This window comes from Parasphingorhabdus sp. (genome assembly GCF_041748495.1).
Classification (GTDB): Bacteria; Pseudomonadota; Alphaproteobacteria; order Sphingomonadales; family Sphingomonadaceae; genus Parasphingorhabdus.
In genome coordinates this window covers 1-10871 of the sequence record NZ_JBGTDD010000157.1, presented here as the reverse complement: position 1 = coordinate 10871, position 10871 = coordinate 1, and the positions used below count along the sequence as shown (strand labels likewise).

Sequence of the window (10871 nt, the reverse complement as noted above, 5' to 3'; positions counted from 1 at the left end):
CACGCGGCATTGCTGGATCAGGCTTTCGCCCATTGTCCAATATTCCCCACTGCTGCCTCCCGTAGGAGTCTGGGCCGTGTCTCAGTCCCAGTGTGGCTGATCATCCTCTCAGACCAGCTAAAGATCGTCGCCTTGGTGAGCCTTTACCTCACCAACAAGCTAATCTTACGCGGGTTCATCAAAGGGCAATAAATCTTTGGTCCGAAGACATTATGCGGTATTAGCTCAAATTTCTCTGAGTTATTCCGCACCCTATGGTAGATCCCCACGCGTTACGCACCCGTGCGCCACTAGATCCGAAGATCTCGTTCGACTTGCATGTGTTAAGCATGCCGCCAGCGTTCGTTCTGAGCCAGGATCAAACTCTCAAGTTTGATGTCCTGTAATGGTGGCACAAACCGAAGTTTGCCATCCACCGAAACAGCTACATTTCAAGGAGCCGTTCCTGCACAAATCTTTTTTACGTATATGGATACATATAAAGGACATGTTCGGTAACATGATAGAGCCGAAGCTTTCTCACGAAACCTATGGAACGACTTAACTTACCAGAGCACCGGAACCTTGAAGTTCCCGGGTCTGGGGCCGCCGCCCACATGTCCCTTCATCTATTATTACAATGTCAAAGAGCCCGTCAGAAAACGCAGACAACGATTTTTCCCGCTATTGCTACCGGGGAGAACCGTTGTTACAAATTTTGACGACCAACACCTTGGGGCCCATGTGAGCCGCTTCGTGCCGGTGAAAAGATCTCTAGATGGATGGCCTGATTCGGTCAACATAGTTTTTCACTTTTGTTTCAAAAATATTCGTAATTGGCCGGTATGACCGTGTTTCCGGCGATATAAAGGCATCTAGACCAAAACATCATGTTGAATGAATCCGCACCTCTGGCTGACGATGAGAATTTTGGTAGCCGTGTAAGAAGCGCAGTTTTCTGGCGCTCTGGCACGCAGATATTGTCGCAAGTCATTGCCTGGGGCGCGACTCTGGCGGTGATCCGTATTCTTAATCCCGAAGATTACGGGATATTTGCAATGACGCAGGTCATTCTCGTTTTTCTGAGCTTTATGAACGGATATGGCCTGGTGAGCTCGATTATTCAGGCCGAGAAAGTCGAACCGATCCAGATTCGCCAGGCATTCGGGATGCTTTTGCTCCTGAATGGCGCGATCGCGCTGCTCCAGCTGCTTCTCGCCTCCGTCGCAGCGGACTATTATCGGCAACCTATCGTTGCCGACCTGCTGCGTGTTCAGGCGCTGATCTATCTGGCGACTCCCTTCATGGCCCTGCCCGAAGCGCTGATGACGCGAAATCTGGAATTCAAGAAGCCGGCAATCATCAATCTGATCTCGGCCGTGGTCGGGGCCGTCACCGCCTTATATTTTGCCTATAATGATTATGGCGTATGGACCCTGGTCTATGCGCCCCTGGCGATATTCTGGAGCCGCGCGATCTGTCTCGTCATAGCGGTCAGATTCTATATTCTGCCGACTTTCAATTTCAAAGGCGCCGGCGCGATGTTCGGATTCGGCGCCACCCTTCTGGCCAGTCACCTGTTCTGGACGATCCAGAGCCAATCCGATATTTTCATCGCCGGCCGTTATTTGGATCCGCATGACCTCGGCCTCTACGCGGAGGCGCTTTTCCTGACGACGATCTTTGCGGCAAAATTTGTTCCGCCCCTGAACGAGGTGGCCTTCCCCGCTTATGCGCGCCTGCAATCTGATCCCCGCGCGCTGGCATGGTCCTTTCTGAAAGCGATTCGTTTGATCATGCTGATCTCCTGCCCTCTTTATCTGGGCATGGCGGTGACAGCCGATCCGTTGGTCGAAACGATATTCGGCAGCAAGTGGACAGGGATGTCCCCCTTTGTCGCGATACTGGCCCTAGCGATGCCGGTCATGACTTTGCAGATATTGTTTACGCCGGCAAACAATGCGCTGGGCCGCCCGCAAGTGACCGCCCGCACCAATATGTTTGGCGCGGTGCTTATGCCGATCGCATTCTTGATCGGCATTCAATATGGCGTTTTTGGACTGGCCTGGGGCTGGGTCATTGCCTTCCCGCTGCTGACAATCTTCACTTATTCGCAATCGCATAAGCATATCGGTATCGATGCGCGGCAGATTGGCAAAGCGGTGTGGCCTGGCCTGTCCGCTTCCACCGCCATGGCGGGGATCGTCTACGGCACCGATCAACTGCTGCCAGAGATGATCGTTTATGCACGCCTTGCGGTGTTGGTCGCAACGGGTGGCCTCGTCTACGTCGGTTTGCTTTATATACTGGCCAGGCCGACATTATTCGAAGTGATTCGACTCGTTGTCCGTCGCAAGCCGCCGGAACCAAGCGCAGCGGAACTTCGGTCAGGAGAGATATAAGCCGCGCTCTGGCACGATGATAACTTCCCTGATTAAAATGCCCATTGTCGAAATCGGATGATGAGCGCAGCATTGTCGCCATGGACCATATAATATCTCTCGCCGCGGGCACATTGCCGGAATTCCAGCCAGAACATGTGGCGCGGGCAGCGGGCAAGGCCGGATTCACCCATTGCGGATTCACCATTGAACCGGAGAGCTGGAATCCGGCTGCCTTGCACGCAACAAAGACGGTTATAGCCGACCAGGACCTGTCCGTGCTTGACGTTGAAGTGGTCTGGATCCCGGAAGGTGGCAAACTGACGGACGATCACAGACTGATCATTGACGCCGGACTGGAACTGGGTGCGGCCAATATATTGGTGGTCAGTTCGGAACCGGATCATGGCAGGACAGCCGAAGCCCTGCACCAATTATGTGCATGGGTCGCGCCAGGCGAGATGCGGATCGCACTCGAATTTCTGATGATCACAGCGGTGCAGTCGATGGATAGCGCGCTCGACATCATAGACAAAGCGGACCATCCGGCGGCAGCTCTGCTGATCGACACGCTACATTTCCAGCGCGCCGGCCATGCGCCGGAAGACCTGGAAAAGATTTCAGCATCATTATTGCCTTATACGCAAATCTGCGATGGCAATTTGCTTTGTGATCCGGGCTTCGAGACCTATCTGGCAGACGCCGTCGATTTGAGAAGCTGCCCCGGTGAAGGCGCCTTGCCCGTGGCCAATATTATAAAGGCGTTGCCAGAACATATCCCGCTCAGCCTGGAAATCCGTTCAAAAATCTATCGTGATCAATTCCCTGATCCGGTCGACCGGGCCGACGCCGTGCGCAAGGCCAGCCTAGCCTATCTGAAACAGCACGGCATTCCGGTTAATCAGGTCGATTGAATATAGTCGCGCATGGCGGCGGCTTCGCTTTCGATCTTGTCGATCCGGTATTTGACCAAATCGCCAATCGAGACAAAACCGACCAGCTTGCCATCTTCCACGACCGGCAAGTGGCGGATGCGTCTTTTGGTCATGAGCGAGAGCGCACCAATCACACTCTTGGTGCGCTCGACAAAAATTACATCTGACGTCATCCCTTCGCGCACCAGCTTATCCATAGCATCATGGTTATATTTGCGGATACAATGCAGAACGTCGCGTTCGGAGAATATCCCGACAACCGCGTCGCCATCCAGAACCGGAAGCGCGCCAATTCGCTTTTCTGCCAATATCTCAACCGCCTGCGAAACCGACATATCTGCTGTGCAGCTATATATCTCGTCACTGCGTCCCTGCAAAATCGCCTGTATGGTCATCGTCCCTCTCCTCGGCTCTGATTCTGTTTACTGCATGCCTATAACATAATTTTGAAAGTCGTTGGACTTGATGGTAACAGGATTCCCGTCCAATGCACCGAAAACCAACGGAGTCCGTTTTGCCCCAACCTTCCCGCCTTGAAGATCCGCTATATGCCAGTGTCGCATGGGCCCGCTATTGGCGGTTGATGCGCGGCATGGCGAAATTCACCCTGCTCTGTGTCGCTGTTGCTTCAGGCATCCTGTTTTACCTACATGGCTTTGTATCCATTCATATGTATATCGCAACTGCAGGCGGCGTGGCCTTTACGCTGATGTTGATGGCCGCCCTGATGGGTCTGGTGTTCCTGTCGAGCGACTCCGGCCATGACGAATCGATCGATGATCCGGTTTCGCGGCATCTCTATCCCGATGAGTAACGATGACCTGAAAGAACTTGCGAAGTTGCAGCCGGTATTGCGGGTTGCACCGCAACCTCGCGATCTCAACAACAACGGCCATATATTCGGTGGCTGGGTGTTGGCGCAAATGGATATCGCGGGTGGGATCATGGCAGCCAGAGTGGCACGCGGATCCACTGCGACAGTAGCGATAGAGGCAATGGAATTTATCGCACCGATTCTGACCCGCGACCTGATATCGGTCTATGCCCGGGTCGAGCGAATAGGCCGCACATCAATCGCAATCCGACTGGATGTGATTGCGTCTCGCAATCTCGATGAAGAGCGGGTGCCCGTAACCAGTGGATTGTTCACATTTGTGGCGCTGGATGAAAATCATCATCCAAGAGTGATCCCGGAAGATTCGAAGAAGAAATATTTAGCGTAGAGCTCCGCCGTCACTGCAATTTAATGGTATAATCGATTTTCGCTTCCCCATTTGCCGGAACGGTGACTCGCCAGGTCGGGACACCATCGATCTTCTCGACGCCTTTCGTTCGGCTTGCGAGTTCATAGGGGATTTCCATTTCAACTTCGACCGGATGATTGCGGGCATTGGAAATGGTTGCGCGCCAATACTCCCGGCCTTTCGTCCGGCGAAGTTCGTCCACAGAAAGACGAACATCCGACGACTGACCGACGACAATCTCAATCTCGTCGTTTATCGCGCGATCCGGCAGATCGCCTTCTCCTGCCAGCATGGGTCCGACCGGACTATTTTCAAAGACCGCAACCTTGCCAGCCGGCAACGGGACTCCCAGTCCACTCTTTGCCTCATTCTTGCTACGCAAGATATAGGAGATCGGCGCGCTCTCCCTGGAATAATCTCGGGCATCTGCGACATAGATACGTTCGTAGCTGACATCAGGCTGAACAATCATCGCGACCTGCTTCTGACCCTTTGCGCTAACAGTGACGCGCTCCGGTACACGATATAGTTTCAGGTCACCCAAATCTTCCTGCTCTGCCACCACAACGGCGACAGGGGACGCCATGTCCCTCATTTTTCCGTTTCGCCGCTGAGCAGTGACCATGATCTCTTCACCCGTGGCTTCCATCATCGCCATTGGTGCTGGCGGCGGTGGAGGCACGGCTGACAGATAACCTGGATTATAAGGAACCTGATGGGTCCGCTGCATGGGCCAGCAGCGGATTTGGAGAGCGCCGCCGGTTGGACGAACTTGACCCGCAACTCGTTCACGATTGGGTTCTCCAGCAACCGTCATCATATGAGCATTTTCAAAACTCTGATTTCCGCCATTGGCCACGGTCAGCCAAGCGAACAGGTCCATTTGTGCTTGCTGCCCCGCGTCGCGCTGCTTGACTGTGGCGATATAATTGGCCTGCCAGTCGAAACCCGACGCCAGATAGGTCAGCGTCAGTTTCGCGGTCACGGCACGCGGTGAAGTGGTGAGAATGGAAAGCGTCGGCTTGGCTGACAGATCCGCAGGAACTTCCGAAAAGATCATCCGCTCCGGAAGGCCGGTGCAGCGCAGCGCCTCAAACCCTTCATCGCTTTCAAAAATCACGCCCCCATCCGGCCCGGCGGTGATGAACACATTCTGTGTTCGCGATATCCCTGTCACTATATTCGTCCGGGTGATGGAAACTTCGCGCTTGAGATAGGCGTCGACCAGACCTTGCGGCGACAATAGCCGTGCATCGCGGTTCTTTTCCCTCACGCCAGCGGGAAGGCCGGTGACGATGGCGCTTTCCGGAAACATGCCTTCGGATACGCTTTCGAAACGTACGATCGCATCGCCGGCGGGCAATTGCACCGTCCGGCTTTCCGTAATCAGGGCATAGCCTTGCGGCCAGTTTGCATTGATCGCCCGGTCCCCTCTCCCGGGCGCCCGATAGATAGTGATCGACACGTCGCTTGCCTGGTCCGAAATAACCAGTTGCTGCGCGAGCAGCGGACTGGCCTGCAAGCAAAGCATGAAGACCAGAACGGCCAGCAGACGGGATCCGTTCACCGCGCGGCCGGTCAGTAGCGGCTGTCGAAGGTCGCGGTCAGCGTTACGCTGCCATTGGCCGGCACATTGAGCCGCCATTCGACCTTGTCGGCAGACACCCGATTGCTGGCCTGGCTTTCCTGCTCGATCCGGACATCGCCCCAAAGTCCCGACTGCGCGAGATCGACGGTGACTGCCTCTGGACGGGCATTGGTGACCTCATAGCGCATCTTGGTACGCCAGCGGCTGGACGATCGCCGCGTACGCTCTTCAACCACGGTCTTGAACTTCACATCAAATGCTTCGCCGGTGCGGATCGACATGGACGATCCCATCGGTGTCGCCTCGATCTGGCTTTCGCCAATGAACTGCGGATCGCCTCGCTTGTCACGCATATAGACCCGCATGATGCCGGACGGCAGTTGATCGCCCAATCCACCGGATCGCGACGTGGAAAATTTCAGCACAGAGCTGGCACTGGTCGCGTCGGTGGAACCCAGCCAGCCATTGGTATATTCGTAAACCCGACGCGCTGGTGCCGCCGTCACATCCAGAAAACTCACTTGTTTCTGCTGGGCATTGGCAATCGTGGTGCGCTCGGCGAGCGGATAGAGATAATAATCGCCAAGCTGCTCGCGATCATTGGATTCAGTGCCTGCGCTCTCGATTGTCCCGGTCGGCCATTGCGCGTAGCTGTTGCGCCCGCCGCCGCTGTTGGGGCTTCCCGCGACCAGCAGGGTTTTGGCGTTGAGATAGTCCGTGCCGCTATTGTTGGTCAATGTAACCCAACCCTGGACGTCAATCGTCTGTTTGGCATCGTCGAACAGCGTCACATAGTCGGCTTTCCAACCCAGGCCAGGCGTCAGATAGCTAAGGGTCGTGGGCACCTGCCCGCCGGTCGCCTCCATAGTGATCGACAGTGTGGGCCGCGCGCGTAAATTGGGCGGCACCCGATCGAAAATCACCCGTACCGGCAGACCATCGTCGCGCAGCACCTCGATTGAATTGCCGATCTGCATCACAACACCGCCATTGGCCGCCAGTATTTCCGCCCGAACACGGGTTTCAGCGCCGGTTGCCGGGTTGGTCCGGATCAGGGTAACCGTCTGGCCAACCGCTTTTTCCATAAGCTTGGCCGGCGTCAGGAGGTCGAAATCGAAATTCTGCTCGACAATGCCGATACCTGCTCCCGACAGCGTCACGGTTTCTGCACGAATCTGCGCGGATACGTCCGGGAATTGCTGTTTGCTGCGGCCATTCGGAAGATTGAGATTACGGACATCCTGAACCAGCGCCTGATTGTTATTGTATATCGTGACCGAGATGTCGCCCTGCGCCGATTCCTGCGAAGCGGACTGGCTGATGGCAGGGGCTGCAGCGCTAACCAGCAAGAGCCCGAGTAAACCGAAATGCCGCATATTCTCTCTCCCTATTGGTACCCTAAGCGAAAGCCTTGAAAATGAACTTGGGCTAAATATTTTTGGGCTGCGCCGATGTTTACTGCAATAATCATTTCCAGCGAAGCCAGCCAGCGCAATCTGCAACCGGGACAAGATTGCCGAGATCGGAATCCTGAGCAAGCACGTGTTGAAATAACGCTTCTGTGCTTGAGAGCAATCATGGGGCGTCTCATTACCTGCCGCGTAATTGTATGTTGAAGATTTTTGGTCTTTTATCAAGAAACCGTATCACCTATATATATCACGTTGGCTATTCTGCCGCACCAAGGAGCCCTTACAGGAGCCAGTCTATGTCCCGTCCCGAAACCGACATCGCTGCCACTCGCGCCAGGATCATCGATGCCGCAGACCAGATGATCCAGGACCGAGGCACGATCAGCTTCACCATGACCAATCTCGCGGCGTCAGTGGGAATGTCGCCAGCGAATCTCTATCGCTTTTTTGACAGCAAGGATGCGCTCGCAGAAGCGATGGCGGGCGAATGGTTTGCCGAATTGCAGGTCATCATGGAAGAGCTGGTTGCGGCAGAGATGCCGGTTGAAGAGAAGCTCTATCAGTTTTTTGCCAGACGTCTGGTGGTCAAACGGGCGCGCTATGAAGATGATCCGGTACTGTTTGAATCCTATATGGAATTGGGCGACGAACATTTTGAGGTGATCAAGGGCTATGTTGATCTCGCCGATCACTATATGGCCCTGATTCTCGCCGAGGCGATGGAACAAGGTTATTTCAGCGGCCTGGAGCTCGATACCGTCATGTCGCTGGTGAACACCATGGTCCAGCCATTTTGCAACCCCCGACTGATGCCGCAGATGATGCATGTCGCGACCGAAGAACGGCTGAGGATCGTGATCAACACGATTCTCAATGGGCTGCGGGCAAATGAAGCGGCGACAATCAACAAGCCTGAATTGCATATCGCCAGTTAAAAGGCCATCGACAAGCCAATGTCGATGCCTTTTGCGTCTCTGCAATTGTTACAACCGGATATTTTTGGTACGGCCTAGCCTTGGGACGATGTGATTAACAGATCCCTGCAAGAGTCCCAGGCGTGGCTGACCCGTCGCATGAACCCTCACCCCACGTCGTCCTGACTCGCAAACGCGAGCATCAGGACGAGCAGACCGGCCCGGCGCCGGCTGTGGCTAGCCCTGGGCCAAGTTCCGCAACACATAGTGCAGGATGCCGCCGTTGAGGAAATATTCCATCTCATTGGCGGTATCGATCCGGCAGATCGTCTTGAAGGTTGACGTCGTGCCATCGGCGCGGGTCAGTTCGACCTCGACCTCCTGCAATGGCTTCAGCGTGGCAACGCCCTTGATCGTGAAGCTCTCGCTGCCATCGAGACTGAGGATCTCGCGATCGGTGCCTTCCGCAAATTGCAGCGGCAGGACGCCCATGCCGACCAGATTGCTGCGGTGAATCCGCTCGTAGCTTTCGACAATGACCGCGCGGACGCCGAGCAGATTGGTGCCCTTGGCGGCCCAGTCGCGGGATGAGCCGGTGCCATATTGCTCGCCGCCGATCACCACCAGCGGCGTACCGTCGGCCTTGTGGCGCATTGCGGCGTCGTAGATCGGCATGATCTGGCCTTCATATTTGGTGTAGCCGCCTTCTTTTCCTTCGGCCATTTCGTTTTTGATTCGGATGTTGGCGAAGGTGCCGCGCATCATGACTTCGTGGTTGCCGCGGCGGGAGCCGTAGGAATTGAAATCGTCGCGGCTAACCTGATGATTTTTCAGATATTCTCCGGCCGGACTGTCCTCCTTGATGGCGCCGGCGGGGGAGATGTGGTCGGTGGTGATGCTGTCACCCAGCAGCGCCAGGGTTTTGGCCTCGATGATGTCGCTGATCGGCTCCGGCGTCATCGTCATGCCGTCGAAATACGGCGGGTTGGCGACATAGGTCGAACCGGCGCGCCACTGGTAGGTCGCGCCGCCGGTGACATCGATCGCCCGCCACTGTTCGTCGCCGTCATAGACATTGGCATAGCGGCTGAGGAACATCTCGCGGTTGACGAAGCTGTTGACCATGTCGGTGACCTCGGCGTTGGTCGGCCAGATATCCTTGAGATAGACGTCCTCGCCATCCTTGCCCTGCCCGATCGGCGTCTCGTACATGTCCTGGCGCACCGTGCCCTTGAGCGCATAAGCGACAACCAGCGGCGGCGAGGCGAGATAATTGGCGCGCACGTCCTGCGACACCCGGCCCTCGAAATTGCGGTTGCCCGAGAGCACCGAGGCGGCGACAATGTCATGATCGTTGATCGCCTTGCTGATCGGCGCCGGCAGCGGCCCCGAATTGCCGATACAGGTGGTGCAGCCATAGCCGACCAGATTGAAGCCGAGATAGTCGAGATCCTCGGAAAGCCCGGCCTTGTCGAGATAGTCGGTGACCACCTGCGATCCCGGCGCCAGCGAGCTTTTCACCCAGGGCTTGCGCTGCAGGCCGAACGCCCGCGCCTTGCGCGCGACCAGGCCGGCGGCGATCAGCACCGTCGGGTTGGAGGTGTTGGTGCAGCTGGTGATCGCGGCAATCGCGACATCGCCGTGGGCAAAGCCGTGATCGCTGCCCTCGACCGCGACCCGCTCGCCGGTGTCCTCGACCCCGAACACTTCCTTGAGATCGCGGTTGAAACCCTCGTCGAGCTCGGCCATCGACACCCGCTGCTGCGGCAGTTTCGGCCCCGACAGGGACGGCACGACGGTGCTGATGTCGAGCTCCAGCGTCTTGCTGTAGATCGCGTCCTTGGTGGTCTCGTCATAGCGCCAGAAGCCCTGTTCCCGGGCATAGGCCTCGGTCAGCGCGATATCCTGGGCGCTGCGGCCGGTCAGCGCGAGATATTCCAGGGTCTTTTCGTCGATCGGGAAATAACCGCAGGTGGCGCCATATTCCGGCGCCATATTGGCGATGGTCGCGCGGTCGGCGAGCGACAGTTCCTTGAGGCCGGGGCCGTAAAATTCGACAAAGCTGCCGACCACGCCGACTTCGCGCAGCATCTGCACGCAGGTCAGCACCAGATCGGTGGCGGTGATGCCCTCGGCCAGCTTGCCGGTCATCTTGAACCCGACGACGGGCGGAATCAGCATCGACACCGGCTGGCCGAGCATCGCGGCTTCCGCCTCGATCCCGCCAACGCCCCAGCCGAGCACGCCGAGACCGTTGATCATCGTCGTGTGGCTGTCGGTGCCGACACAGGTGTCGGGATAGGCGACCATCACGCCGTCGGCATCGGCCGAGGACCAGACCGCCTTGGCGATATTTTCCAGATTGACCTGGTGGCAGATGCCGGTGCCGGGCGGCACCACCTGGAAATTGTCAAACGC

Annotated in this window: 9 protein-coding genes and 1 rRNA gene; 5 read left to right on the top strand and 5 right to left on the bottom strand. The window is 56.5% G+C overall.

Annotated features, from left to right (window positions below; translation table 11 throughout):
- Positions 1-374, bottom strand: a 16S ribosomal RNA gene (locus tag ACEW8J_RS13950); the annotation flags it as partial.
- Positions 375-869: 495 nt separating this feature from the next.
- Between ACEW8J_RS13950 and ACEW8J_RS13945 the strand changes: the two genes are divergently transcribed.
- Together ACEW8J_RS13945 and ACEW8J_RS13940 are read left to right on the top strand one after the other, a co-directional pair.
- Positions 870-2381 (top strand): lipopolysaccharide biosynthesis protein, encoded by a 1512-nt coding sequence (locus ACEW8J_RS13945; protein WP_373492252.1) that lies wholly within the window; start codon positions 870-872, stop codon positions 2379-2381.
- Positions 2382-2461: 80 nt separating this feature from the next.
- A complete protein-coding gene (locus tag ACEW8J_RS13940) occupies positions 2462-3274 on the top strand; it encodes a sugar phosphate isomerase/epimerase family protein (protein WP_373492251.1) in 813 nt (270 codons plus the stop codon).
- On the opposite strand, the gene ACEW8J_RS13935 is transcribed toward ACEW8J_RS13940, so the two are convergent.
- Positions 3262-3690 carry a CBS domain-containing protein gene (locus ACEW8J_RS13935; RefSeq protein WP_373492250.1) on the bottom strand — a complete coding sequence of 143 codons (429 nt, stop codon included), beginning with the start codon at positions 3688-3690 and terminating at the stop codon, positions 3262-3264. The genes ACEW8J_RS13940 and ACEW8J_RS13935 overlap by 13 nt on opposite strands.
- Positions 3691-3809: 119 nt before the next feature.
- Here ACEW8J_RS13935 and ACEW8J_RS13930 point away from each other — a divergent pair, with 119 nt between their 5' ends.
- Both ACEW8J_RS13930 and ACEW8J_RS13925 read left to right on the top strand, forming a co-directional pair.
- The gene (locus tag ACEW8J_RS13930; protein WP_373492249.1) at positions 3810-4109 is read left to right on the top strand and encodes a hypothetical protein; all 300 of its coding nucleotides are present in this window, start codon (positions 3810-3812) and stop codon (positions 4107-4109) included.
- Positions 4102-4518 (top strand): acyl-CoA thioesterase, encoded by a 417-nt coding sequence (locus tag ACEW8J_RS13925; protein WP_373492248.1) that lies wholly within the window; start codon positions 4102-4104, stop codon positions 4516-4518. The genes ACEW8J_RS13930 and ACEW8J_RS13925 overlap by 8 nt, the downstream gene beginning before the upstream one ends.
- 10 nt (positions 4519-4528) lie before the next feature.
- Here ACEW8J_RS13925 and ACEW8J_RS13920 read toward each other — a convergent pair whose 3' ends face one another.
- Together ACEW8J_RS13920 and ACEW8J_RS13915 are read right to left on the bottom strand one after the other, a co-directional pair.
- A complete protein-coding gene (locus tag ACEW8J_RS13920; protein WP_373492247.1) occupies positions 4529-6106 on the bottom strand; it encodes a DUF4139 domain-containing protein in 1578 nt (525 codons plus the stop codon).
- An 11-nt stretch (positions 6107-6117) separates the two neighbouring features.
- On the bottom strand, positions 6118-7503 hold the full coding sequence (locus ACEW8J_RS13915; RefSeq protein ID WP_373492246.1) for a DUF4139 domain-containing protein: 1386 nt from the start codon (positions 7501-7503) through the stop codon (positions 6118-6120).
- 332 nt (positions 7504-7835) lie between these two features.
- Here ACEW8J_RS13915 and ACEW8J_RS13910 point away from each other — a divergent pair, with 332 nt between their 5' ends.
- The gene (locus ACEW8J_RS13910) at positions 7836-8474 is read left to right on the top strand and encodes a TetR/AcrR family transcriptional regulator (protein WP_373492245.1); all 639 of its coding nucleotides are present in this window, start codon (positions 7836-7838) and stop codon (positions 8472-8474) included.
- A gap of 216 nt (positions 8475-8690) precedes the next feature.
- Here the strand turns inward: ACEW8J_RS13910 and acnA are convergent.
- The coding region (gene acnA / locus ACEW8J_RS13905; protein WP_373492244.1) for an aconitate hydratase AcnA at positions 8691-10871 on the bottom strand (2181 nt) is incomplete at its 5' end.

Excerpts from the sequence above, each read along its gene's own strand:
- ACEW8J_RS13945 (WP_373492252.1), top strand. The coding sequence starts at position 870 with ATGTTGAATGAATCCGCACCTCTGGCTGACGATGAGAATTTTGGTAGC.
- ACEW8J_RS13940 (WP_373492251.1), top strand. The coding sequence starts at position 2,462 with ATGGACCATATAATATCTCTCGCCGCGGGCACATTGCCGGAATTCCAG.
- ACEW8J_RS13935 (WP_373492250.1), bottom strand. The coding sequence starts at position 3,690 with ATGACCATACAGGCGATTTTGCAGGGACGCAGTGACGAGATATATAGC.
- ACEW8J_RS13925 (WP_373492248.1), top strand. The coding sequence starts at position 4,102 with ATGAGTAACGATGACCTGAAAGAACTTGCGAAGTTGCAGCCGGTATTG.
- ACEW8J_RS13915 (WP_373492246.1), bottom strand. The coding sequence starts at position 7,503 with ATGCGGCATTTCGGTTTACTCGGGCTCTTGCTGGTTAGCGCTGCAGCC.
- ACEW8J_RS13910 (WP_373492245.1), top strand. The coding sequence starts at position 7,836 with ATGTCCCGTCCCGAAACCGACATCGCTGCCACTCGCGCCAGGATCATC.